We start from the raw sequence: 23,539 nt of genomic DNA on the forward strand, positions 1-23,539 counted from the left end.
ATGATGGCATGCTCGCACCCGTGACTGCAGCCGAACCTTCAACGATCCTGGAAATGCGCGGCATTTCCAAGTCATTCGGCGCGGTCAAGGCGCTGTCCGACGTCAGCTTCACCGTGCGCGAGGGCGAAATCCACGCGCTGGTCGGAGAGAACGGCGCCGGAAAATCGACCCTCATGAAGGTGCTGTCGGGCGTCTACCCGCATGGCTCCTACGAGGGCTCCATCATTTATGATGGTGAAGAGCGCAGCTTCCGCACCATCAACGATACCGAAGCGCTCGGCATCATCATCATTCACCAGGAACTGGCGCTGATCCCGCTGATGTCGATCGCCGAAAACATCTTTCTCGGCAACGCTCCATCGCGGTTTGGCGTGATCGATCGCACGGCGGTCTATGAGCGGACCAAGGCGCTGCTGGCGAAGGTTGGCCTGGGCCGGGAGGCGCCCGATACGCTGGTGACCAATCTCGGTGTCGGGAAGCAGCAGCTTGTCGAGATCGCCAAGGCGCTGTCGAAGGACGTGCGCCTGCTGATCCTCGATGAGCCGACGGCCTCGCTGAATGAAACGGACAGCGCGGCACTGCTCGAACTGCTCAAGGAATTCCGCCGCCAGGGCATTACGTCGATCATGATCAGCCACAAGCTGAACGAAATCGCCGAAGTCGCAGATCGCATCACCGTGCTGCGCGACGGTCGCACCGTCGGCACGCTCGATTGCCACGACGGCCCCGTCGATGAAGACGAGATTGTCCGCCGTATGGTGGACCGGGATCTGGAGAGCCGCTACCCGAAGCGCGAGCCGAAGATCGGCGACGTGATCTTCGAGGTGGAAAACTGGTCGGTCTATCACCCGCAGCATACAGATCGTCAGGTGGTGAAGAACGTCTCGATGAAGGTTAGAGCCGGCGAAATCGTCGGCGTGTCGGGCCTGATGGGTGCCGGCCGGACTGAATTCGCGATGAGCGTCTTTGGCCGTTCCTGGGGACGCCATATCACCGGAACTGTGCGCATGCGCGGCAAGGAGGTCGACGTTTCGACCGTCAACCGCGCAATCGAGGCGGGGCTCGCCTACGTGACCGAGGACCGCAAGCATCTCGGCCTGATCCTTGGCGAGGATATCCGCAAGAACATTTCGCTCGCCAACCTGGCCGGCGTTTCCAAGCGCAGCGTCATCGACGACATGTCGGAAATGAAGATCGCCCAGGAATTCCGCACCCGCATGCGAATCCGCAGCCATGACGTCTACCAGGAGACCGGCAAGCTATCCGGCGGCAACCAGCAGAAGGTTGTGCTGTCGAAATGGCTGTTCACCGGTCCGGATCTGCTGATCCTCGATGAGCCGACACGCGGCATCGATGTCGGCGCCAAGTACGAAATCTATTCCATCATCAACGAACTCGCGGACGCCGGCAAGGCGGTCGTGGTGATCTCCTCTGAAATGCCCGAGCTGATCGGCATATGCGACCGCATCATGGTCATGCATGAGGGTGAATTTGTCGGCGAAGTCGCCGGTGAAGGCGCCACCCAGGAGAACATCATGCGTGCTATCATGCGCCGCAAGGGGAGAAACGAATGACAACGCCAGAGACCACCGCACCCGCGCCACAATCGGTTGCGGGCTTCCTGAAAGATAACCTTCGCGACTACGGCATGCTGCTGTCGCTGGTGGTGATCGTCCTGTTCTTCCAGTTCGCCACCGGCGGGATTCTCCTGAAGCCGCTGAACCTGACGAACATCATCCTGCAGAACAGCTACATCGTCATCATGGCGCTTGGCATGCTGTTGATCATCATCACCGGCCATATCGACCTGTCGGTTGGCTCGGTTGCCGGCTTCGTCGGCGCGGTGGCGGCGATGATGATGGTGCAGTACAGCTTCGACTTCGTCACCGCTAGCATCATCTGCCTGATCATCGGCGGCGTGATCGGTGCGGTACAGGGCTACTTCGTGGCGTATTTGAAGATCCCGTCCTTCATCGTCACGCTGGCCGGCATGCTGGTCTTCCGCGGTTTGATGATCGCGGTGCTGAGCGGCCGTTCCATCGGTCCGTTTGACCCGACGTTCCAGAAGCTCTCCTCGGGCTTCATCCCGGAATTCATTTCGGCAGAAGGCGGTCTCTACATCACGTCGCTGATCCTCGGCGTGGCGTTGGCCCTGCTGCTGGTCTGGCAGAACATCCGCAGCCGCGCCCGTCGCCAGTCCCACGGCGTAGAGAGTGAGCCATTCGGCTTCTTCATCGGAAAGAACATCGTCGTTCTCGCCGCAGTCGGTTACATCGCCTACCTGATCTCGTCGCATCGCGGCATGCCGAACGTGCTGATCATCATGGCACTTCTGATTGTAGGCTATGGTTTCTTCACCAACCGCACGATCATCGGCCGACAGATCTATGCCGTCGGCGGCAATATCCGCGCCGCCGAACTGTCGGGCGTCAAGACCGCGCGTCTGACCTTCTTCACCTTCGTCAACATGGGCGTTCTGGCAGCACTGGGTGGCCTCGTGGTTGCCGCACGCTTGAACAGCGCCACCCCCAAGGCCGGCTCCGGTTTCGAGCTCGACGTCATCGCCGCCTGCTTCATCGGCGGCGCCTCTGCCTATGGCGGTGTCGGCAAAGTGACGGGTGCCGTGATCGGCGCCTTCCTGATGGGTGTGATGAACAACGGCATGTCGATCCTTGGTATCGGCATCGACTACCAGCAGGTGATCAAGGGCCTGGTGCTGCTTGGCGCCGTCTGCGTCGACGTCTACAACCAGCGCCGCTAAACGCAACGCCCACCCATCTTCGAAAGCCGCGGGATCGCAGAGACCCCGCGGCTTTTCGCGTATGTCGACACACATCCATGTCTTGCCAAATGGCAAATCATGATTATGTTATTGCCGTACGGCAGGAGGGAATGATGATGCAGTTGCAGCAGATCGTGGAGACGCCCGTCGCGGGCTCCAGCCCCATCATAACCGACGAGGAAGCAGGTGCTCTGGCGCGAACCACGGTCAACCTGTTTCGGGCTTGGCAACTGTCCGATGCGGAAGCGTGCACGCTGCTCGGCGGCATGTCGGCGCGCACCTGGGCACGCTGGAAGGAAGGGTCGATCGGTCGTACTGACCGGGACCTGCGTATGCGCATGGCGCATCTCATGGGAATCCACAAAGGGCTGCGATACATCTTCAAGGATGCCGCGCGCGGTTATGCCTGGATCCGCAAGGCAAATGCTGCCTTCGGCGGACAGTCGGCACTCGACATCATGATGCGCGGGGAAATGGCCGATCTCGCGGCCCTTCGCGACTGGCTGAACGCCGAGAGGTCTGCGTGGTAGCCGCAGGTGCCGTTTCGCGAGACGTCCGATGGGCTCAGACGTTTCGCATCATCCGCTCCATCTATCCGCCGATCGACCTGTTCGAGGACATTGCCGATCCGCGCGACTGGGAAGCGCTGCTTTCGGTGGAGGAGAAAACCAACCCTCGCATACGGCTGGCTGTCGGCGATCTCGGCAAGGTGCCTGTCCAGCGAAGGGTATCAGGTCCGGGATCGAGCCTCTTGATGGCGCCCTTCGTGCATTGCTCGACCGCTAGGCCGGGCCGATTCACGGATGGCAGCTACGGCATCTATTATGCCGGTGACAGCGAAGAGGTCGCGCTGGCCGAAACCATCCATCATCATCAGGCCTTCATGCGTGCTACCGGTGAAGCCGCCGGATGGACATCCGATTTCCGCGTGTTGGTCGGGACCATCGACCGCAGGCTCGACGATGTTAATGGTGTTCCTGGCGTGCTCGATCCCGACGATTATAGGGCCTCGCAAGAGGAAGGCCGGATGCGACGGGCCGCCGGAAGCGACGGGCTGTTGTGGAACAGCGTGCGCTGGTCGGGCGGCCAGTGCATCGGTCTCTTCTGGCCGGACATCATTCCCGTCCCGGCTCAAGGGCGCCACTACAGCTACCACTGGGACGGCGGCCGGGTGGATTATGTTCGCCAGTACGACACAGGCAAGGTTTTCTCCGTCACCTGACGCTGAAGACGCCGGTCGATCATCCCATGCGCTCCGACGCATAGCTTCCCGGGCTTGGCGGAAAGACGATGGTGCGGTTGCCGTTGATGAATGTCCGGCGGTGGATGTGGGCGTGGATCGCACGCGCCAGCACCTGTGCTTCCACGTCGCGGCCGAGCGATACATAATCGTCCGGCGACTGTGCATGCGTGACGCGGACCGTGTCCTGTTCGATGATCGGGCCTTCGTCGAGGTCGGCCGTGACATAGTGGGCGGTCGCTCCGATCAGCTTCACGCCGCGCTGGTAGGCCTGCTTGTAGGGATTGGCGCCCTTGAAGCTCGGCAGGAAGGAGTGGTGAATGTTGATGATCTTGCCCGACATTTCCGTGCACATGCGGTCCGACAGGATCTGCATGTAGCGGGCAAGGACGATCAGCTCGGTGCCGGTCTGCTCGACCAGGTCCATGATCCGCGCCTCGGCCTGCGGCTTGTTCTCCTTCGTCACCGGTATGTGGTGGAAGGGGATATCGTGGTTCACGACCACCTTCTGATAGTCGAAATGGTTGGAGACGACGCCGACGATGTCGATCGGCAGGGCGCCGATCTTCCAGCGGTAGAGCAGATCGTTGAGGCAGTGGCCGAAGCGCGACACCATCAGCAGAACCTTCATGCGGCTTGACCCGTCATGGATCTCCGCCTGCATGCCCAACCGTTCTGCAATCGGTTTGAGGCCCTCCGCCAAATCGGCAAGGCCGAGACCCGTTTCCGACAGAAAGCTGATGCGCATGAAGAAGCGGCCGGTATCGAGGTCGTCGAATTGCGAGGAATCGACGATGTTGCAGCCGTTCTCCGCAAGATAGCCCGACAGAGCCGCGACGATGCCGCGGGCAGTGGGGCAGGATACGGTCAGCACGTAGTTCTTCATCGTCGGTCTCCAGAGCCCGGACGGGCGAGGCGGGTTGGTGCGGGGCGGTGCCCCTCGAAGTGGAAAGGCAGCCTAACCGCAATAGCCGAGGCACGCCGAATATCAAGGTCACATGCAGGATGTGCCGCCTTCTCTCGCAGGCGACCTGGGTTGAAGCTTAGAGCCGACGGCGGGCTTTGCCATCTCGGTTGCGCCATCGGCCCGTTCATCTCCGTCGCGACCGGCCAAAGCATCCGGCGCCCCCGATCACCGCGTTGGAGATCACAGAAATTCCGCCGGTGGCCTTTTGGCAGTGGACAGATCAAAAAAGGACGGCTATGCAGTAATGATATTACATTACTGCCGATCAGACGAAGCAGAAGATCCAGGGTACGCTTCGCCTTGACCAAGCAGCGATGCCACGTTTATCTGGCGCGGATGGTTCCTCACGCCCTCCACGGGCAAGGGGATTAATAGGGAACTCGGTGCGGCATCTTATTCGAGCTGCCAATGCCGGGGCTGCCCCCGCAACTGTAAGCGGAGCTGAACATCCTCGTGGCGCGCAAGCGCCATGCCACTGCGCCGAAAGCGCGGGAAGGCAGATGGGACGCGACTACCGTGAGCCAGGAGACCTGCCATCGATCGAAAAGTCCAAAGTCACGGGCGGGGATGCCCGGAACAGGAGTTGACCATGACCTTCTCTCGCATCAGCGAGCGCACTCTCTTGCACAGCCATATCCCCGGACGAGCCACATCGATCACCGGATGCAGCGCGTGACGCCTGCAATCCTGTTCCTTCTCACTCTGGGGTCATCCATGATGAAATTTCGAGCCCGCGGTGCCGGTACGGCAACCGCGATCCTGATGCTGGCCGCAGGTCTGGTGGGCGGCGAGGCGGAAGCCTCTTCGACCGCCTATCCCCTGACGATCCGGAATTGCGGGAGTGACGTCACTTTCCAGCACGCGCCGAAGCGCGCCGTGGCGATTGGCCAGAGTTCGGCGGAGATCCTCTATCTGCTCGGGCTCGGCGACCGCGTTGCCGGCACGGCGGTCTGGGTCGGACCGGTGTTGCCGGGCTACGAGGCGGTCGATGCTAAGGTGAAGCGGCTGGCCGACAACGATCCGAGCTTCGAAAGCGTCATCGCGACGCGGCCGGATCTGGTGGCGGTGCAGTTTCAGTGGCACGTCGGGGCAAAGGGCACGGTGGGCACTTTGAAGCAGTTCGAAGACCTGCAGGTGCCGGTCTACACATCGCCTTCCGACTGCACAGGCAAGGACAATTCGACAGGCGGCGATGGCGTTCGCGTCGCGCCGTTCACCATGGACCTGATCTACGCGGAAATCCGCGACCTTGCGAAGATCTTCGACGTGCAGGATCGCGGTGAGCAGGTGGTCGCCGATCTGCAGAAACGCGAAGCCGCGGCACGCGCCAAGGTCGCGTCCGCGAGCGGCGCGCTGTCGGCGGTCTTCTGGTTCTCCAGCGCGTCGCCGGCGGCCGATCCCTACGTGGCCGGGCGAAACGGCGCGCCGAGCTACATCATGGAGGCTCTCGGCATCCGCAACATCATCGATAGCGATGAGGAATGGCCGACGATTGGCTGGGAAACCGTAGCCAAGGCCAATCCGTCGGTGATCGTTGCGGCGCGCATGGACCGGCGCCGCTATCCGGCCGACGAGATCGCCGTCAAGCGTCAGTTCCTCAAGACCGATCCGGTGGCCAGCCTGATGGACGCGGTACAGAAGGGTCACATCATCGAACTCGATGCGCAGGCCATGAACCCGACCATCCGCACCATCGACGGGATCGAGATCCTCGCCGACGCGATCGCCTCGGCGGGCCTCAGCCGGTGAGGATACGCAAGCCCGCCATTCGTACCGCGGCGACTGTCGTCGCCCTGATGCTGCTCGTTGCGGCCCTGGGGCTCGGGGCAGCGATCGGCGAGACGCGAATACCGATCGATGTCGTTTGGAAGACTGTCGCCAACAAGGCATGGAACGCCGGTTACGCGGTGGACCAGATCGACGCCGGCGTTATCTGGAGTTACCGGCTGAGCCGGGTGGTTGTCGCAGCCTGCTGCGGCGCCGCCCTTGCTCTCTCGGGTGTCGTCCTGCAGGCGCTGCTGCGCAATCCGCTTGCCGACCCCTACATCCTCGGCATTTCGGCAGGCGCTTCCACCGGTGCGGTGGCGGTGGCGATCCTCGGTTTCGGCGGCGGGCTGGTCGGCCTGCCGCTCGGCGCATTCGCCGGCGCCGTTCTCGCCTTCGCGCTGGTCTTGCTGCTGGCCTGGCGGGCCGGCCGGGGGTCGGCGGCGATCATTCTTGCGGGCGTCGCCGGCTCGCAGCTGTTCCACGCGCTCACTTCGTTCGTGGTGACCAAGGCCGCCAATGCCGAACAGGCGCGCGGCATCATGTTCTGGCTCCTCGGCAATCTGTCGGGCGTGCGCTGGCCGGATGTCGGGCTGGCGCTGCCGGCGGTCGGCGTAGGGCTGCTTGTCTGTCTCGCCCATGCGCGGGCGCTTGATGCCTTTGCCTTCGGGACGGCTTCGGCCGCGTCCCTCGGCATTTCGGTGCCGCGCGTCTACGTGGTGCTGATCGGTGTCACGGCGATGATGACGGCCGTTATGGTGTCGCTTGTCGGCTCGATCGGCTTCGTCGGTCTGGTCATTCCGCATGCCACGCGCATGCTGGTCGGCATCCGCCACGGCGTCCTCCTGCCGGCGGCGGCGGTGACGGGTGCCGTCTTCATGATCCTCGCCGATATCCTGTCGCGGGTCCTCGTCGCGGGCCAGGTGCTGCCGATCGGCGTCATCACCGCCCTGGTCGGTGCGCCGGCCTTCGCCCTCATCATGAGCCGCAGGAGGACAAGCCTGTGAGGATCGACGCACGACAGGTCAGCTGGGCGAGCGGCACGACGAAGATCGTCGACGAGGTCTCGCTGTCCGTTGCCTCGGGAGAGTTTCTCGGCATCATCGGCCCGAACGGTTCCGGCAAGACGACGCTCATCAGCATGCTCGCCGGCCTGCGCCGACCAAAAGGCGGAACCGTCGAGCTCGACGGCGCAGACATTGCCGGCATCGCCCGCCGTGATCTCGCAGCGCGGGTGGCGCTGGTCGAGCAGCAGGCGGAAACCTCCGAGCGGCTGACGGCGCGCCAGGCGGTGGAATTGGGCCGGACGCCGCATCTTGGCTTCTTCGACCCGTGGTCGGGGGCCGATGACCGCATCGTCGACGAGGCACTTGAAGCCGTCGACATGGCGGCGTTCGGCTCGCGCAGCTGGCACACCCTGTCGGGCGGAGAACGCCAGCGCCTGCATATTGCCCGCGCGCTCGTTCAGCAGCCGCAGCTACTGATCCTTGACGAGCCGACGAACCATCTCGACATCGGACACCAGATCGGATTGCTGCGTCTCGTGCGCCGGCTGCAGCTGACCGTGGTCGCTGCATTGCACGACCTCAATCATGCAGCGCTTTTCTGTGACCGGATCGCCGTCATGAAGCACGGCCGGCTCGCGGCGATCGGTGCTCCGGATGAGGTCCTGACGGCGGACCTCATCCGGGATGTCTTCGAGGTCGATGCGCAGGTGGAAACCATCGACGGACAGATGTCCATCCGGTTTGCGGTGGAAGAGCGCGTGAATTGTCAGCCCGGCACGCGCCCTGATGCAGATCAGGCGGTCGGCTGCTTGGTCTTGCGCAGGTAGGGCAGCACGGTGTCGAACGAGCCGAAGCGCGCGATGGCGTCTTCGTTCGATACTGCCGCGGTGATGATCACGTCGTCGCCGTTCTGCCAGTTCGCAGGCGTCGCCACCTGGTGCTTCGCCGTCAGCTGGATCGAATCGATCGCCCGCAGGATCTCGTTGAAGTTGCGGCCGGTGGTCATCGGATAGGTGAGGATCAGCTTGATCTTCTTGTCCGGGCCGACGACATAGACCGAGCGCACCGTTGCGTTGTCGGCCGGCGTGCGGCCCCCCGACGTATCCCCGGCAGCTGCCGGAAGCATGTCGTACAGCTTGGCGATCTTCAGGTCCTTGTCGCCGATCAGCGGGTATTCGACATCGAAACCGGTGGCGGTGCGGATGTCGTCCTTCCACTTGCCGTGGCTTTCGACCGGATCGACGGAGATGCCGATGATCTTGACGCCGCGCTTGCGAAACTCGCCTTCGAGGCCGGCCATGGTGCCTAGTTCCGTCGTGCAGACCGGCGTGAAGTTCTTCGGATGCGAGAACAGCACTGCCCAGCCGTCGCCGATCCAGTCGTGGAATTGAAGCGGGCCGACCGTGGTGTCCGCAGTAAAATCCGGAGCAACGTCATTGATGCGCAGCGACACGAGCTTAGTCTCCTTCAACTCAGGTTAGGGGCTCAACATAGGCGAAGTGGCGGCAAATGCGAGGGCGCGGATTTCAACTGAAGGCCGATAGCCGCAAAACCGTTCTCAGCCCGGCAGCGCTAGGAGCAGAATTGTGGCTCGGGCATGCAGCCGGCTTCCGCGAAACTTTGATGGCGGGCACGAGATGCAGATCGAGACCTTTGACATTTCAAATACCTCTTCTTACAGCTTACCGAGACAATCATGGGGAGCAGGATCGACCAATGACGGAATTTGTCGAAACAGCTTTGGACCTCGAAATCACCGCGCACGGGCCGTATGCCAGAAGCAAGCCGGAGACCCGGCTATGGCTGAGAATGCTGTCGACCACCAAGCTGATCTCGGGCGAGATCCGCAAGCGCCTGCGTGCCGAGTTCGGCGCCACGTTGCCGCAGTTCGACCTGATGGCGCAACTTTACCGGGAGCCGGATGGGTTGCGGCTTGGCGAGCTCTCCAAGCGCACCATGGTCACCAACGGCAATATCACCGGGCTGGTGGAGCGGCTGGAAGCGGACGGACTGGTGGTGCGGGAAACGCCCACGGGCGATCGGCGGGTCACTGTCGCCCGGCTGACGGAGGCCGGCACGCGGCTTTTCTCCGCCATGGCTGCAGCGCATGAGGGCTGGCTGCGCGACATGATGGACGATGTCGACCCGGCGCTCGTCGCCTCTCTCTGGGAAGAGGTCGGTCTGGTCAAGGCGTCGGCGGCCAATCATCTGTCAAGCGTCGCGGAAGAGTGACGCCCGGCATGGACCTCCAGGAGATCATCGACGACATCTATCTCGCGCTCCAGCCGCGCCTTGGTGAGGGCAAGGTCGCCGACTATATTCCGCAGCTCGCCCATGTGGATCCGCGCAAGTTCGGCATGGCGATCATCGATCTCGATGGCAGGATCTACAAAGCCGGCGATTGCGACGAGCCGTTTTCGATCCAGAGCGTGTCCAAGGTGTTCACGTTGACGCTGGCGCTCGGCAAGCACGGCGAAACCACCTGGAACCGCGTCGGGCGCGAGCCATCCGGCTCGGCCTTCAACTCCATCGTCCAGCTGGAGCACGAGAGCGGCAAACCGAGAAATCCGTTCATCAACGCCGGCGCGATCGCCGTCAGCGACCTGGTGCTGGCGGGGCATACGCCGAAGGAGGCGATCGCCGAGATCGTCCGCTTCGTCCAGTACCTTGCCGACGATCCCTCGATCACCATCGACCCCGAGGTGGCGCGGTCTGAAACGGCGACCGGTTTTCGCAATTTCGCGCTGGCGAACTTCATGAAGTCCTTCGGCAGGCTGGAGCACCCCGTCGAGCATGTGCTGGGCGTCTATTTCCATCAGTGTGCGCTGGCAATGACCTGCACGCAGCTGGCCCGGTCGGGCCTGTTTCTGGCCGCTAACGGCAAGAACCCGCTGACGGGACACACCGTCGTTTCCAGCCAGCGGGCACGCCGTATCAACGCGTTGATGCTGACTTGCGGCCACTATGACGGCTCGGGCGACTTCGCCTATCATGTCGGTCTTCCTGGAAAGAGCGGTGTCGGCGGCGGCATTCTGGCCGTGGCGCCGGGCCGTGCCTCGGTCGCAGTCTGGTCCCCGGGTCTGAACGACAACGGCAACTCCCTTATCGGCTCGCTTGCGCTGGAAATGCTTGCCAACCGTACCGGCTGGTCGGTGTTTGGCGCACCGGCCGCCTGACGGTCAAAGAAAATTTGGGAAGCGGCCGCAGCGGCCGGTTGCCTTTCCGGACCACCGACATATCTCTGCCACCAACCCCATATCTCAGGTCCCCCTGAACGTGATCATCCCCCTTCTCCGGGAGATGCGGCAGGCGAGACGGTGGCCTTTTTCGGCCCCGTCTCGCCGATCTATCCCTGCCGATTTGCCGGGGGTGAACGGCTCCTCGCCATTGCTGCCGGACGCGACAGGCCCTAGGCTTGAGGCTCTTTCAGCTGCAATTTTCGGGGATCTTCCACATGACCGACATAGACATGATCGAAGCGGCGCGCCTGCGCATCGGTCGTCGCGCCCTCTACACGCCGCTTCTATCCTCGCCTTTCCTCGACGAGATCGCCGGCCGCCGGGTGTTCGTCAAACCCGAGTGCCTGCAGCGCACCGGTTCTTTCAAGTTCCGCGGCGCATGGTCGGCCGTCTCGGCGCTCGACCCAGAGACCAGAAGCCGCGGCGTTCTGGCCGTTTCCTCCGGCAACCACGCGCAGGGCGTGGCGCTTGCGGCGCGCATGCATGGCATCGCCGCAGTCATCGTCATGCCGTCCGATGCACCGCGCTCGAAGATCGAGAACACCCGCGCCTATGGCGCCGAAGTAGTGCTCTATGACCGGCTGACCGAGGACCGCGATCTGTTGGGGGCGCGTCTTGCCGAAGAACGCCGCCTGTCGCTGATCCGGCCATTCGACGAGCCGCTGGTGATCGCCGGGCAGGGGACGGTGGGGCTGGAAATTGCCGAGCAGGCGCGCGAGGAAGACATCTCGTCGGCCGACGTGCTGGTCTGCTGCGGCGGTGGCGGACTGACCTCCGGCATTGCGCTGGCGCTCGAAGCACGGGCGCCCGGGCTGACGGCGCGGCCGGTGGAGCCGGCCGGCTTCGACGATACCGCACGCTCGCTAAAGAGTGGACGGATCGAGCGCAACGAGGCGATGGGCGGATCCGTCTGCGACGCGATCGTCACCCCGCAGCCTGGCAACATCACCTTTCCCATCACTTCGCGTCTGTGCGGTCCCGGTCTCGTGGTCACCGATGAAGAGGCGCTGCGGGCGATGGTGCTTGCCTTCAACCGGTTGCGGATCGTCGTCGAGCCGGGTGGCGCGGTTGCGCTGGCCGCAGCCTTGTTCCGCAAGGACGAGATCACTGCCGATACCGTCATCGCCGTCTGCTCGGGCGGCAATGTTGATCCCGATGTGTTCGCAGACGCCCTGACGCGCTACGGCGACTGAGCCTCAGGCGTCTGGATCCTGGCACAGGGCGAGCAAGACGCCCGTGCCCTCAATCGCGCAGGATGGCGAAGGATTCGTAAGGCTGCAGCTGCAGGGTCGCTCCGACCCTCTCCACCGGCTCGTAGTTGAAGATCAGGCTGCGGCCGGTGGTTGCCAGCTCGTCCGGCAGTTCCAGCGACAGCGGCCGGGCGGAAAAGCTTGCCACCACCAGCAGCGTTTGCCCGCCGAGCGTGCGGGTGTAGACAAACACATCCGGATGCTGGTCGAGAAACAGCTGGAACCGGCCGTAAACGATCACGTCGTGCTGTTTGCGCAGCCCGGCGAGCTTCCGATAGTGATGGAAGACGGAGGACTTGTCGGCCAGGCTTGCGGCAGCATTGATGCTGGCAAAGTTGGGATTGGCTTCGATCCAGGGCGTGCCCGTGGTGAACCCTCCATACGGGTCGGCGCTCCATTGCATCGGGGTGCGGGCGTTGTCGCGGCCATTTTCGTTTGCGCCGCGGATGAAGTCGTCCGGCGACAGGCCTGCCTGTTGGTGCAGCCTGTACATGTTGAGGGTTTCGATGTCCTTGTACTGGTCGATGCTTTCGAAGGACACGTTGGTCATGCCGATTTCCTCGCCCTGGTAGATGTAGGGAGTGCCCTTCATCAGGTGCAGGACGGTCGCCAGCGTCTTGGCCGACTGGACCGGATAGCCTTTCTCGTCGCCGTAGCGGGAGAGGGCGCGCGGCAGATCGTGATTGCCCCAGAACAGCGAGTTCCAGCCATCGTCCGCCAGCGCATGCTGCCATTTTGAGAAGACGGCCTTGAGGGCTGGCAGATCGAAAGGCTTCGAACGCCATTTGCCGTAGACGGGATCCCATCTCTGCGTCACGTGCTCGAACTGGAAGACCATCGACAGCTCGCCGCGATCACGGCCGGAATAGAGGAGGGCGGAGCTGGGGCTGACGCTCCAGGTCTCGCCGACGGTCAGCACCTCGCGAGCGCCGAAGGTCTCGCGGTGCATCTCCTGCAGATAATCGTGCAGATGGGCGCCGTCGCTGGTGATGCCGAGATCCACCTGCTTGCCGATGAGGTCGATGACATCCATCCGGAAGCCGGCAATCCCGCGGTCCAGCCACCAGTTCATCATCTTGTAGATCTCGGCCCGCACGGCCGGGTTCTCCCAGTTGAGGTCCGGCTGCCGCCGCGAGAAGATGTGCAGGTAGTAGCGGCCCAGATGAGGATCGAATTCCCAGGCCGGTCCGCCAAACGAGGACTGCAGGTCGTTCGGCGGCTCGCCGTTCGATCCCGGATCCCGCCAGACGTAGAAATCGTGGAACGGGTTATCGCGCGACTTGCGGGCCTCGACGAACCACGGATGCGCATCGGAGGTATGATTGACGACGAGATCGAGCATGATGCCAATGCCCCTCGTCCTGGCCTCCGCCAGCAGCCGGTCGAAATCGGCGAGCGTTCCGAACTCCGGCGCGATGTCCTGGTAATCGGAGATGTCGTAGCCGTTGTCGTCCATCGGCGAGGCGAAGATCGGCGACAGCCAGATGACGTCGATCCCGAGCGTTTGCAGATAGTCCAGCCTCTCGATGATGCCTGGAATGTCGCCGATGCCGTCGCCGTTGCTGTCGGCAAAGCTGCGCGGGTAGATCTGGTAGACCGTCGACCGGTGCCACCACTTGCGATCGATGCTTGAGACGGAATTTTTGGGCTGGAGTTCGGACATCGTTTCTCTTCCTGGCAACCGGTCTGCTGATGGCATCACTGTTCGTCTGCTTCAGATAGGGCCGTTTGCGGGAACATCACCCCACCCCCACGGTTGGGTCCGCATGTTCACGTGACAGCAAGGAGGCAGAGCATGAACAGTCGACTTCCCCCCGTCCCAGAGGACAATCGCAGCCCGAAGGGAACCGGAGACGCCGCCACGCCATCGACTGCTGCCGAGCGTACAGCCGACCCGGGCTCGAAGAACTTCGACAAGCAGGGCCAGCAGGGAAACTCCAAGGTCAACACCACCAACCAGGGCTACCAGCAGGATCGATAGGAGGCGCGCATGAGCACGTCCAGCAAACATCCCAACACCATTCGCCAGGGCGGTCCCGGCGCATCGCACGAAAACGCCAAGGCGCCGCTCGAAGTGAAGAAGCCGCCGGCCGACAGCGATGAACGCACGCGGTCCAAGGTCTCCGGCGGCGGCGGCGAGCACGATCGCAACCACACACACGACAGCGGCAGTAAGGGCGGCACACACCCCGCCTGACGCCGGAACCGCAGCACCTGAACGAGGGATCCGCACCACGTGCGGATCCCCTTTTCCCTACGGGACACCATCCACTGGCTTGTCTCGATCCTGCTCAGGGCATAGATTGGTCGCCATCCTATGAGAAACCGGTCAGGAGACGCTCAATGACTGCCCACATCCTGGAAGGCGGCGCCATTTCATTTGGCGACCCGCAGTCTCCGTTTCTCTCGCCGCGGCGCGTGGCGGATCTGCTTGGCCTGACGCAGACCGAGCTAGCGCAGATGATCGGTGTCGCTCGCAACACGCTGGCCGGGACGGCAAGTGCGCGCAAAGTCGATCAGGCGCTGAGCCCGGTTGTCCGCATCCTGTCCGTGGTCGTTGAGATGGCGGGTGACGAAAGCCGGGCGGCGGTGTGGTTCAAGCACCAGCCCATCCCCGGCTGGTCCGGCATGACGGCCTATGACCTCGTTCGCGAGGGCCGGGCGGACGAGGTTCTTCGTTATCTCGAAGCGGTACGGTCGGGCGTCTATGCCTGACATCGTCCTCTGGCGCGCCTATGTTCCGCGCTGGGCGTACGTGCCGCTGTCCGGTGAGGGTGCGGCCCGGTTCGGTGGACGTTGGAATCCGATCGGGCAACCGGCACTCTATGCGGCGCGGGAGTTATCGACCGCGTGGGCCGAGTACAATCAGGGCTTTGTTCAGCATCCGGCGCTGATCGTGCAGATGACATTGAAGGGTGCCCGGATCATCGATCTGTCCGATCCGCAGGTGCTGGCAGCGCTGGGATCAGCATCGGAAATTCATGCCTGCGAGTGGCGGGCCGAGATGGCGGCAGGAAGGCGGCCGGAAACCCATCGCATCCAGGAGCGGTTGGTAGCAGACGGCTTCGACGGCCTGATTTATCAGTCGTTCATGTCGCCCGGCGGCACCTGCGTGGCGCTGTGGCGCTGGAACGATGGCGACGGCCTCAGCCTTACGGTGACGGATCCCGAGGGGCGGCTGCCGAAGGATGCTGCCTCCTGGCGATAGCCGTATGATCCACTCGCGGCATTCTGGCCGGCTGCCGATCGTGCCCTAGGTCATTACGACGTCGGTCAGACAAGGGAGGAAGAAGCATGATTATTCGGTCGGGAGGCTGCCTCTGCGGAGCGGTCCGCTACACCGTCAACGATGCGCCATTGCGCGTCGGTGTCTGTCACTGTGCCGACTGCCGCAAGGAAAGCGGCTCTGCCTTCGTCACCTTTGCCGTCTGGCCCCGCCATGCATTTTCCCACACCGGCGACGTGAAGCACTTCAATGGTCGAGGTTTCTGCCCGGATTGCGGGTCGCGCCTCTTCAATGTCGAGGAGGAAACCGTCGAGGTCCGTGTCGGCAGTCTCGACATGGCGCCGACGGACCTTGAGCCGACCTACGAGCTGTGGACCAAGCGGCGCGAAGGGTGGCTGGAGCCGCTGCCGGGCAAGGATCAGTTCGTCGAGGATCGGACCGGATGAGTGCCGGATCGACGGTCGGCGTGCAACTGCTTCAGGCGCAGGCCATCGCATCGGCCGCCCATCAGGGGCAGACGGCAAAGACCGGTGAGCCGCTGATCGATCATGTCGCGCGCGTCGCAGCCGGTGTGCGCACCGAGACGGAGCAGACAGTCGCCTGGCTGCACGACGTGGTCGAGAAATGCCCGGAATGGCCGCTGGAGCGGTTGCGTGCGGCCGGCTTCGACGACGCCGTGGTTCAGGCGGTGGACGCCATGAGCAAGCGCCCGGGCGAGGAGTATCTTGCATTTTGCCGAAGGGCGATCGCCAACCCGCTGGCGCGTCCGGTCAAGCGGGCCGATCTGCTCGACAATCTCGACCAGGCGCGGCGGATCGGCAGCGAAACGCATAAATACGGGGAGGCTCTGCGCCTACTGACCGCAGAGCAGCCGTGACACCCGGTAGCGCCGCTTGGCCCAGGAGCCAGCGGCTGCGCCGGAACTATTACTTGCCTCTGCGGTTTGCACCGCACCATCGATGACGAGGAGAAGAGCGCAATGGAATTTTCGTCGAAAGTGGCATTGGTCACCGGTGCGGGATCCGGAATCGGCAAGGCGACTGCGGTGGCGCTCGCCAAGGCAGGAGCCAAGGTCGGCCTCCTCAGCCATACCGCCGACGAGATCGACAAGGCGGTCGGCGAAATCACGGAAGCTGGCGGAGAAGCCATGGCCATCACCGCGGACGTCTCGGACGAGGGGGAGATGCGTAAGGCGGTGGAGGCTCTGGTGGAGCGGTATGGCAGGCTCGACATCGTGGTCGCCAATGCCGGCATCAACGGCGTCTGGGCACCGATCGACGATCTGAAGCCGGAAGAGTTCGACAAGACCATTTCGGTGAACCTGCGCGGCACCTACCTGACGCTGCACACCACTGTGTCGCATCTGAAGAAGCAGGGCGGCGCCATCGTCATCGTATCGTCGATCAACGGCAACCGCACCTTCACCTCTCCCGGCGCCACCGCCTATTCCGCCACCAAGGCGGCGCAGGTCGCCATGGCGCAGCAACTGGCGCTGGAACTGGGCAAGCACCACATCCGCGTCAACGCCGTCTGCCCCGGCGAAATCGACACGGCGATCAACGACAATACCAGCATGCGTAATCGCGAGGAGACAGAGGTGCCGGTCGAGTGGCCGGACGGTGAGATACCGGTCAACGACGGGAAGCCCGGCAAGAGCCAGGATGTGGCGGATCTCATCCTCTTCCTCGCCTCTGAGCGCGCCCGTCACGTATCCGGCACGCCGGTCTTCATCGACGGCGGGCAGGGGTTGCTGCGCTAGACCGCTAGCGATCGAGGAACTGCTGCCACTGCATCTCGCCCATCAGGCAGTCGGCCTTGGGGCTGGCGGCGATGCGCTGGACTTTGACGTCGGGTGTCAGCCCGCTGACCTCAAGCACCAGCTTGCGGCGGATGGCGACGGCGAAATCCTCGATGTTGTGCACGGGCAGGACGAACGAGCCTAGACCACCGATGACGCAGTCTCCGTAATAGTTGTCGAGCCCGCTGGACGTGCCGGAAGGCCGCAGCATCAGCGCCAGCCCGTTGATGATGATGCCGGCCTCCAGCGCCTTGTCGCGTGCCGGCTCGACAGGATCGCCAATGTTGTTCGGACCATCGCCGGAAACGTCGATGACCCGGCGCATCCCGTCATAGCTGTTTTCGCTGATCGTGCGGGCGCCGAAGCCGATCGCCGCCGAGATCGAGGTGCGCCGCTGGGTGACGATGGAACGTGCCGCCAGCTTGTCGGCGAAGGCCTTGGCGTCGTCGGCCGTTTCGATGACCTGCCAGTCGATGACGGAGCTTCCATCGACCTCGCCGGCCCACTCGAAGTAGGTAATGGCGATCCGGCCGGTCAGCCCGTTGCGGACCGCATTGATGAAGTCCTGGTGCTGCAACGCGCCGATATAGCCCTCGCGCTGAACGCGCATCTCCTCGTAATCCATGGAGCGGGAGGTATCGACCGCCAGGACAAGCTCCACGTCGACCTCGCCTGCGGCAGTCGCTGCTGCAGGAACGGCGGTCAGGTTCATCAGCATCGCGAGGGTGGCAAGCATGGCATTCCCTTCACAAGCGTTCGTGAACGGAGACTGTAACACAGGTTTTCCGAGGCACGATGGTGCGAGGGAGGGTTGCTTTCACATGTCGGTGATGGACTGGCGGTCAACAAATGGAGGTCTTGCCCGCAGCGGCTCAGCCGTCGACAGGACGCGGCGTGCCGCTCTCGTCCAACGCCACCATGACGAAGCTCGCCTCCGTTACCTTCTGCCGGGTTTCCGAAAATTGTCGGCGGACCCAGCATTCGACCGAAAGCGTCATGGAAGTCCGGCCGACGCCGGTGACGGTCGTGTAGATGCACAGCGTATCGCCGACCTTGATCGGCTGGCGGAAGATCATCTCGCGCATCGCTGCAGTCACGGTGCGGCCCCTGGCGCGCTCCGAGGAGGCGATGCCGGCAGCCAGATCCATCTGTGCCATCACCCAGCCGCCGAAGATGTCGCCCGACGGGTTGGCGTCGGCCGGCATTGCCAGCGTACGCAGCGTCAGATCGCCCTTGGGCTCGTCCTGTTGTTCCGTCATCGCGGTCCACCTTTGTCATTGTGCGGTGCACAATAGGTGACAGCCCGATGAGCCGGCATCAAGCGACATTCCCGCATGGCGGTATTGCGTCAGGTCATAGCCGCGTCAGGTCGGTCGGGCGGTTCTGCATCATGGCCTCCATCGAGAAGAAGCCGGTGACAGTGGAGAAATCGAAGTCGGTGATGAGCTTCTGGTAGAAGGCGTCATAGCCGCGCATGCCGCGCGTCACGACTTTCAGCAGATAGTCCCAATCGCCGCCGATCCGATAGAAATCGACCACCTCGGGCAGCTTTTCGACATGGCGGCGAAAACCCTCAGCCCATTCCTTCGAATGGTGACGGGTGCGGATCATCACGAAGACCGTCAGGTCGAGCCCGAGAGCGGGCAGATCCACCGCCGCCTGCGAGCCCTTGAGGATCCCGCTTTCCTGCAGCCGCTGCAGCCGACGCCAGCAGGCGTTCTGCGAAAGTCCGACCTTTTCAGCAAGCTCGCGCTGCGACAGCGATCCGTCGCGCTGCAGGAACGTCAGAATCCGCCTATCGATCGCATCGAATTTCTGCTCCTGATCGATCATACGACACACTCACCGCTCCATTTCGGATAAAATAGGCAATGAAAGCACCGCGATGCAACGTCTATCCTTCATCAGCGATGACATGAGGGGACGAATCGATGGCAAGCGCTGCAACGGGACAGACGTCTGACCTTCTTCAACGGTTCCGCGCCGAGTTCGAAAGCCCGCAGATCCTCGATCTGCTGGCCGAGGGACTGATCGGTTCGGATGCCGTGGTCGACGGGCCGTTCGGGCCAAAGCCGCTCGTCTATGCCGATTATGTCGCCTCCGGGCGGGCGCTGATGCAGGTCGAGACCTTCGTCCTGCGGCAGGTGCTGCCCTTCTATGCCAACAGCCACACGGAAGCCTCTTATTGCGGAAGCATGATGACCCGGCTACGGCGCGAGGCACGCGCCACGATCGCTGCCTGCTGTGGCGCCGACGACCGCCACGCCGTCATCTTTGCCGGGTCCGGAGCGACGGCTGGCATCAACCGGCTGGTCGCGCTGCTGGGTGCGGACCGGCCCGGCACCCGCGTCATCATCGGGCCCTACGAGCATCACTCCAACATCCTGCCCTGGCGTGAAGCCGGAGCCGATATCGTCGAGCTCGGTGAGGCCGCTGATGGTGGGCCCGACCTTGGTGAACTCGAGGCAGTACTGCAAGGATCCGCCGGCTTTGATCGGGTGATCTGCTCCTTCTCCGCGGCCTCAAACGTGACCGGCATCATCGCCGACGTCGCCGCGGTGACGGCTTGTGTAAAAAGTGCCGGCGCGACGATCGTCTGGGACTACGCGGGCGGCGGTCCGTACCTGCCGATCTCCATGAGGCCGCAGCCGGGTACGGAGATCGACGCCATCGTCGTCTCACCGCACAAGTTCCTTGGCGGGCCTGGCGCCTCGGGCGTGCTGATCGTCCGGCGCGATGCCGTCATTCGCGATAAGCCGACCTGGAGCGGCGGCGGCACGGTGCGTTTCGTCTCGGCGAGCGGCCATGACTATTCCGGCAGCCTGGAAGCACGCGAAGAGGCGGGCACCCCCAATGTCGTCGGCGATATCCGCGCAGCGCTCGCCTTCCTGGTCAAGGATGCGATCGGCAAGACGCGGATGGCTGAACGGAACGCGGAACTGGCGGAACGGGCGATCGAGACGTGGCGGCATCATCCGCGCATCGAACTGCTCGGCTCGCTGACGGCGCAGCGGTTGCCTATCTTCTCCTTTCGCATTCGCGACGGCGAGGGCGGTCATGTCCATCAGCAGCTGGTGACACGCATGCTGTCCGACCGGTTCGGTATCCAGGCGCGCGGCGGCTGTGCCTGCGCCGGCCCCTACGTTCATCGGCTTCTCGGCATAGACGAGGCGGAATCAGATCGCATGCGGGCAGCGATCCTTGCCGGCGACGAGATGGAGAAGCCCGGCTTCACCCGGCTCAACCTGTCTGTGCTGCTTTGCGCGGAAAAGTTAGACTTCATCCTCGACAGCCTCACCCAGCTGGCGAGCGACGCGGTCGATTACCGCCGCCACTACGGGTTCGATCCGGCGCGGGCGATCTTTTTCCCGCAAGCCGCCTGAGTTCAGGAACGGTTACGCGGCAAGCCGGGACAGCTGCTCGACGATCACGTCGACAACGCCCTCCAGCGGCTGGTCGATATCGACCGTCACCGACATCTCGTCGGCGGCCGGTGGTTCAAGCGCGGCGAACTGGCTGTCGAGCAGCGTCGTCGGCATGAAGTGCCCGGTGCGGGCTCCCATTCGACCGGAGATCACTTCCCGCGATCCGGCCAGATGCACGAAGATCACCGGCACCTTCGCCTTGTTGCGGATGTGGTCGCGGTAGATGCGCTTCAGCGCCGAGCAGCCGACGATCTTGGTACCATCACCCTCCGCCAACGCTTCGCCGACCAGCGTCAGCCACGGCCAGCGGTCCTCGTCAGTCAGCGGCTCCCCATGGCTCATCTTCTCGATATTGGCACGCGGATGCAGGTCGTCACCGTCGAAATAGGTGGCGCCGATGCGCTTGGCCAGCGCCTCGCCAACCGTCGACTTGCCGGAGCCGGCGACACCCATCAGCACGAGGCGCTGCGGCGCGGGGGAAGAAGTCTGCATTTGCGCCATGGAGGAGATCCTGTCAGCTGTCATGTGGTTCCGGGTGGCGCATGGCCGGCGCCGGGAAGGCGTCAGGCAGGCCAGTCAAGGCGGTATAGCGAGCGGAGGCTCACCCGACAAGGCAGGGCCCCACTGCTCGACGTCGCGCTCGGCCTCTTTCGTCAGCCGGCCAGGCGCCCGCCCTTCAGCGGTTCCGGCGCCCCGGTTGTCGAGGGGAAACTGATCGGCAGGCCACGCAGTACACGCACCGCGAGGAACGCGAAGCACTCGGCCTCCACCGCATCGCCGCGCCAGCCGATGGTATCGGCCGACACCGCTTCGACGCCGGCGCGCTTCCGCAACATGTCCATCAGCGTCGGATTGTGACGTCCGCCGCCGCTTACCATCAGCTTTTTCGGCCGCTGCGGCAGCAGGTCAAGCGCCTTGCCGACAGCCGATGCAGTAAACGCCGTCAGCGTCGCGGCACCATCTTCCGGTCCGAGATCGCCGGCCATGTCGGCGGTGAAATCGAAGCGGTCGAGCGATTTCGGATAGGCCTTGGTGAGATAGGCATGCTCGAGCAGCTTGGCGAGCCTTGCCTCGTCCACCGTTCCCCTGGCGGCAAGCCTGCCGTCGCGGTCCATGTCGCCAAGGCCGTGCCGCTTTACGAAGTCGTTGATCGGCGCATTGGCCGGGCCGGTATCGAAGGCCACCAGTTCGCTGCGGCCGTCGGTCCAGGTGATATTGGCGACGCCGCCGAGATTGAGGATCGCGGTGTCGCCGTCCTGCGCCACGCCCGACAGCAGAGCCGCGTGATAGGCGGCGGCGAGCGGCGCGCCCTGGCCGCCGGCCGCGACATCGGCGCTGCGGAAATCATAGGCCACCTTGACCCCAAGGATGGTGCTCATCAGCGCGCCATCGCCGAGCTGGCGGGTGGCACCCTTGCGGCCCGGCTCAGGTGCCCTGTGCAGCACCGTCTGGCCATGAAAACCGACGACGCCGATGTCAGCGAGCGACAGTCCGGCCTCCTGCACCAGCGCCCGCACGGCCTCAGACTGCGCGCGCGTCAGCTGTTCTTCGGCGGTGCTGAAGATCTCCGGCTCCGGCCCCTCGAAGTTCCAGGCGCGGGCCTGCGTCAGCGTCTCTTCCAGAAGGTCTCGGATCTCGCGCGGATAGGGCGCCAGCGTGTAGGCGCCGAACTCTTCGATCCGCTCGCCATCCGTTTTCAGGAGCGCCACGTCGATATTGCCGTCGAGAACGGTTCCGGTCATCAGGCCGACGGCCCAGATTGGCTGCATCTGTGTGATCCCTCAGTGACTGTTGACGGCATCGCCGACGGCGGCGCGAAGCGCCACGATGCCGCTGTCGAAATGCCGGCTCGGATGAACGCGGTTGGTGAGCAGCGTCCAGGCCCGGCCGCGCTCGAAGTCGATCCAGAGGCCGGTTCCGGTAAAGCCTGTATGGCCGATCACCGAGGCGTTGCAAAGACTGCCGCCCGACCATCCGTCATAGGGTCGCTCCCAGCCATGCGTGCGCTTTGGCGAAAGCGGCTGGCGCATCCACGCGACCTTGTGGTCGCCGGAGGCATTGCCCCGCAGCAGGCGATGGGCAAAGTCGAGCACGGATGTTGCCGTGCCGAAGAGGCCGGCATGACCGGATCCCTGCAGCGCCGCGCAGTTCTCGTCATGCACTTCGCCCGACAGAAGGCGTCCGCGCCAGGTGCAGAATTCCGTCGCTGCCGTTTGCTGCGGATCGGTGGAAAAGGCAAAGCCGGCGCCGGGATCCATCTCGCGGATCAACCGACCCTCGATCCGCTCCAGCGCGATGCCGAGCAGGATGTAGTTGATGTCGGAATAGACCGGCGGTCCGGCGCGCCATTCGCGCTGAAGGACAAACGCGCGCAGCCGCTGCGGATCCCCATCATAGGTGTAGATGGGCTCGACGGCGGGGAAGGGCGTCTGGTGACCGAGGCACTGGCGGAAGGTGACGGCCCGCTCCCAGCCGTTCGGCGCATACTGGCGCAGGTCCGGAATGATGCTGGTGACCGGCGCATCGAGGTCGATGATGCCCTGTTCAGCCAGCGCCAGAATGCGCGGCGTGGTGAAGATCACCTTGGAGAGCGAGGCTAGGTCGAACCAGGTGGAGACCGTCATCGGACGTTCGCCGCCGTCCCAGGCGCCGCCCGCGCGCTGGGCAAGGCCCGTGGCACGCGTCATCCGGTTGCCGGCAAGATCGACCATGCCGAGCACGCCGCCGGGGATGCGCAGGCTATCTACCCAATGCTTCAGGGGTGCGAATGCCGCTTCGAAACCGTCCACGAAGGCTGGATCTCCGGCAATGTCAGTCTCATCCGTCACAGGCTTCTCCCGT

Annotated in this window: 27 protein-coding genes and 1 riboswitch; of the genes, 18 read left to right on the plus strand and 9 right to left on the minus strand. The window is 63.7% G+C overall.

The genetic code is table 11. The annotated features are described in order from the left end of the window. Window positions 1–8 precede the first annotated feature (8 nt). The 4 genes from mmsA to AAIH46_RS15385 all read left to right on the plus strand — a co-directional run bounded on the left by mmsA (window position 9) and on the right by AAIH46_RS15385 (window position 4,004). Window positions 9–1,574 carry a multiple monosaccharide ABC transporter ATP-binding protein gene (gene mmsA / locus AAIH46_RS15370; RefSeq protein WP_430306838.1) on the plus strand — a complete coding sequence of 522 codons (1,566 nt, stop codon included), beginning with the start codon at window positions 9–11 and terminating at the stop codon, window positions 1,572–1,574. After that, window positions 1,571–2,761 carry a multiple monosaccharide ABC transporter permease gene (mmsB, locus tag AAIH46_RS15375; RefSeq protein ID WP_430306839.1) on the plus strand — a complete coding sequence of 397 codons (1,191 nt, stop codon included), beginning with the start codon at window positions 1,571–1,573 and terminating at the stop codon, window positions 2,759–2,761. Before mmsA ends, mmsB begins: the two co-directional genes overlap by 4 nt. 137 nt (window positions 2,762–2,898) lie before the next feature. Then, window positions 2,899–3,312, plus strand: a complete 414-nt coding sequence (locus tag AAIH46_RS15380) for an MbcA/ParS/Xre antitoxin family protein (RefSeq protein ID WP_430307334.1) — start codon at window positions 2,899–2,901, stop codon at window positions 3,310–3,312. Next, the gene (locus AAIH46_RS15385) at window positions 3,306–4,004 is read left to right on the plus strand and encodes an RES family NAD+ phosphorylase (RefSeq protein ID WP_430306840.1); all 699 of its coding nucleotides are present in this window, start codon (window positions 3,306–3,308) and stop codon (window positions 4,002–4,004) included. Before AAIH46_RS15380 ends, AAIH46_RS15385 begins: the two co-directional genes overlap by 7 nt. Before the next feature lie 19 nt (window positions 4,005–4,023). Here the strand turns inward: AAIH46_RS15385 and purU are convergent, their stop codons facing one another. Continuing rightward, the gene (purU, locus tag AAIH46_RS15390) at window positions 4,024–4,908 is read right to left on the minus strand and encodes a formyltetrahydrofolate deformylase (protein WP_430306841.1); all 885 of its coding nucleotides are present in this window, start codon (window positions 4,906–4,908) and stop codon (window positions 4,024–4,026) included. A 401-nt stretch (window positions 4,909–5,309) separates the two neighbouring features. After that, a riboswitch (cobalamin riboswitch) is annotated at window positions 5,310–5,541 on the plus strand. A gap of 210 nt (window positions 5,542–5,751) precedes the next feature. Between purU and AAIH46_RS15395 the strand changes: the two genes are divergently transcribed. From AAIH46_RS15395 to AAIH46_RS15405, 3 genes are read left to right on the plus strand one after another with little or no spacing between them, the layout of a single operon-like run. Next, window positions 5,752–6,738: an ABC transporter substrate-binding protein gene (locus AAIH46_RS15395; protein ID WP_430307335.1), complete on the plus strand. Its 987-nt coding sequence runs from the start codon at window positions 5,752–5,754 to the stop codon at window positions 6,736–6,738. Between the two features lie 47 nt (window positions 6,739–6,785). Continuing rightward, complete coding sequence (locus tag AAIH46_RS15400) at window positions 6,786–7,760, plus strand: FecCD family ABC transporter permease (protein ID WP_430307336.1); 975 nt, start codon at window positions 6,786–6,788, stop codon at window positions 7,758–7,760. After that, the gene (locus AAIH46_RS15405; RefSeq protein ID WP_430306842.1) at window positions 7,757–8,587 is read left to right on the plus strand and encodes an ABC transporter ATP-binding protein; all 831 of its coding nucleotides are present in this window, start codon (window positions 7,757–7,759) and stop codon (window positions 8,585–8,587) included. Before AAIH46_RS15400 ends, AAIH46_RS15405 begins: the two co-directional genes overlap by 4 nt. On the opposite strand, the gene AAIH46_RS15410 is transcribed toward AAIH46_RS15405, so the two are convergent. Continuing rightward, the gene (locus AAIH46_RS15410; RefSeq protein ID WP_430306843.1) at window positions 8,554–9,213 is read right to left on the minus strand and encodes a peroxiredoxin; all 660 of its coding nucleotides are present in this window, start codon (window positions 9,211–9,213) and stop codon (window positions 8,554–8,556) included. The genes AAIH46_RS15405 and AAIH46_RS15410 overlap by 34 nt on opposite strands. 263 nt (window positions 9,214–9,476) lie before the next feature. Between AAIH46_RS15410 and AAIH46_RS15415 the strand changes: the two genes are divergently transcribed. From AAIH46_RS15415 to AAIH46_RS15425, 3 genes are all read left to right on the plus strand, one after another. After that, window positions 9,477–9,992 (plus strand): MarR family winged helix-turn-helix transcriptional regulator, encoded by a 516-nt coding sequence (locus AAIH46_RS15415; RefSeq protein WP_430306844.1) that lies wholly within the window; start codon window positions 9,477–9,479, stop codon window positions 9,990–9,992. An 8-nt stretch (window positions 9,993–10,000) separates the two neighbouring features. Next, entirely contained in the window at window positions 10,001–10,936 is a 936-nt protein-coding gene (locus AAIH46_RS15420) for a glutaminase (RefSeq protein WP_430306845.1), read from the plus strand. A 278-nt stretch (window positions 10,937–11,214) separates the two neighbouring features. Further along, the gene (locus AAIH46_RS15425) at window positions 11,215–12,192 is read left to right on the plus strand and encodes a threonine ammonia-lyase (RefSeq protein WP_430306846.1); all 978 of its coding nucleotides are present in this window, start codon (window positions 11,215–11,217) and stop codon (window positions 12,190–12,192) included. A 49-nt stretch (window positions 12,193–12,241) separates the two neighbouring features. Here AAIH46_RS15425 and AAIH46_RS15430 read toward each other — a convergent pair whose 3' ends face one another. Then, on the minus strand, window positions 12,242–13,912 hold the full coding sequence (locus tag AAIH46_RS15430) for a glycoside hydrolase family 13 protein (RefSeq protein WP_430306847.1): 1,671 nt from the start codon (window positions 13,910–13,912) through the stop codon (window positions 12,242–12,244). Window positions 13,913–14,044: 132 nt separating this feature from the next. Between AAIH46_RS15430 and AAIH46_RS15435 the strand changes: the two genes are divergently transcribed. The 7 genes from AAIH46_RS15435 to AAIH46_RS15465 all read left to right on the plus strand — a co-directional run bounded on the left by AAIH46_RS15435 (window position 14,045) and on the right by AAIH46_RS15465 (window position 17,234). Then, window positions 14,045–14,230: a hypothetical protein gene (locus AAIH46_RS15435; protein ID WP_430306848.1), complete on the plus strand. Its 186-nt coding sequence runs from the start codon at window positions 14,045–14,047 to the stop codon at window positions 14,228–14,230. Window positions 14,231–14,239: 9 nt separating this feature from the next. Continuing rightward, window positions 14,240–14,446, plus strand: a complete 207-nt coding sequence (locus tag AAIH46_RS15440) for a hypothetical protein (protein WP_430306849.1) — start codon at window positions 14,240–14,242, stop codon at window positions 14,444–14,446. A 146-nt stretch (window positions 14,447–14,592) separates the two neighbouring features. Beyond that, window positions 14,593–14,964, plus strand: coding sequence for an antitoxin Xre/MbcA/ParS toxin-binding domain-containing protein (locus AAIH46_RS15445; RefSeq protein WP_430306850.1), 372 nt, complete (start codon window positions 14,593–14,595; stop codon window positions 14,962–14,964). Continuing rightward, entirely contained in the window at window positions 14,957–15,457 is a 501-nt protein-coding gene (locus AAIH46_RS15450) for an RES family NAD+ phosphorylase (RefSeq protein WP_430306851.1), read from the plus strand. The genes AAIH46_RS15445 and AAIH46_RS15450 overlap by 8 nt, the downstream gene beginning before the upstream one ends. 86 nt (window positions 15,458–15,543) lie before the next feature. After that, window positions 15,544–15,921: a GFA family protein gene (locus tag AAIH46_RS15455; protein WP_430306852.1), complete on the plus strand. Its 378-nt coding sequence runs from the start codon at window positions 15,544–15,546 to the stop codon at window positions 15,919–15,921. Next, entirely contained in the window at window positions 15,918–16,352 is a 435-nt protein-coding gene (locus AAIH46_RS15460) for an HD domain-containing protein (protein ID WP_430306853.1), read from the plus strand. The genes AAIH46_RS15455 and AAIH46_RS15460 overlap by 4 nt, the downstream gene beginning before the upstream one ends. Window positions 16,353–16,454: 102 nt before the next feature. Further along, complete coding sequence (locus AAIH46_RS15465) at window positions 16,455–17,234, plus strand: SDR family oxidoreductase (RefSeq protein ID WP_430306854.1); 780 nt, start codon at window positions 16,455–16,457, stop codon at window positions 17,232–17,234. A 4-nt stretch (window positions 17,235–17,238) separates the two neighbouring features. Here the strand turns inward: AAIH46_RS15465 and AAIH46_RS15470 are convergent, their stop codons facing one another. From AAIH46_RS15470 to AAIH46_RS15480, 3 genes are all read right to left on the minus strand, one after another. Continuing rightward, window positions 17,239–18,009 carry a DUF1194 domain-containing protein gene (locus AAIH46_RS15470; RefSeq protein ID WP_430306855.1) on the minus strand — a complete coding sequence of 257 codons (771 nt, stop codon included), beginning with the start codon at window positions 18,007–18,009 and terminating at the stop codon, window positions 17,239–17,241. A gap of 136 nt (window positions 18,010–18,145) precedes the next feature. Next, window positions 18,146–18,532, minus strand: a complete 387-nt coding sequence (locus AAIH46_RS15475; RefSeq protein ID WP_430306856.1) for an acyl-CoA thioesterase — start codon at window positions 18,530–18,532, stop codon at window positions 18,146–18,148. 94 nt (window positions 18,533–18,626) lie between these two features. Further along, window positions 18,627–19,106: an Lrp/AsnC family transcriptional regulator gene (locus AAIH46_RS15480; protein ID WP_430307337.1), complete on the minus strand. Its 480-nt coding sequence runs from the start codon at window positions 19,104–19,106 to the stop codon at window positions 18,627–18,629. Between the two features lie 98 nt (window positions 19,107–19,204). Here AAIH46_RS15480 and AAIH46_RS15485 point away from each other — a divergent pair, with 98 nt between their 5' ends. Further along, a complete protein-coding gene (locus AAIH46_RS15485) occupies window positions 19,205–20,656 on the plus strand; it encodes an aminotransferase class V-fold PLP-dependent enzyme (protein WP_430306857.1) in 1,452 nt (483 codons plus the stop codon). A 12-nt stretch (window positions 20,657–20,668) separates the two neighbouring features. On the opposite strand, the gene AAIH46_RS15490 is transcribed toward AAIH46_RS15485, so the two are convergent. The 3 genes from AAIH46_RS15490 to AAIH46_RS15500 form a co-directional block, all read right to left on the minus strand. Further along, window positions 20,669–21,199: a gluconokinase gene (locus AAIH46_RS15490; RefSeq protein WP_430306858.1), complete on the minus strand. Its 531-nt coding sequence runs from the start codon at window positions 21,197–21,199 to the stop codon at window positions 20,669–20,671. 152 nt (window positions 21,200–21,351) lie between these two features. Further along, a complete protein-coding gene (locus tag AAIH46_RS15495; RefSeq protein WP_430306859.1) occupies window positions 21,352–22,467 on the minus strand; it encodes an anhydro-N-acetylmuramic acid kinase in 1,116 nt (371 codons plus the stop codon). A 12-nt stretch (window positions 22,468–22,479) separates the two neighbouring features. Then, window positions 22,480–23,526 (minus strand): serine hydrolase domain-containing protein, encoded by a 1,047-nt coding sequence (locus tag AAIH46_RS15500; RefSeq protein ID WP_430306861.1) that lies wholly within the window; start codon window positions 23,524–23,526, stop codon window positions 22,480–22,482. Window positions 23,527–23,539: the final 13 nt, after the last annotated feature.

Source organism: Rhizobium sp. 0TCS1.26 (assembly GCF_050455525.1).
Lineage (GTDB): Bacteria > Pseudomonadota > Alphaproteobacteria > Rhizobiales > Rhizobiaceae > Neorhizobium.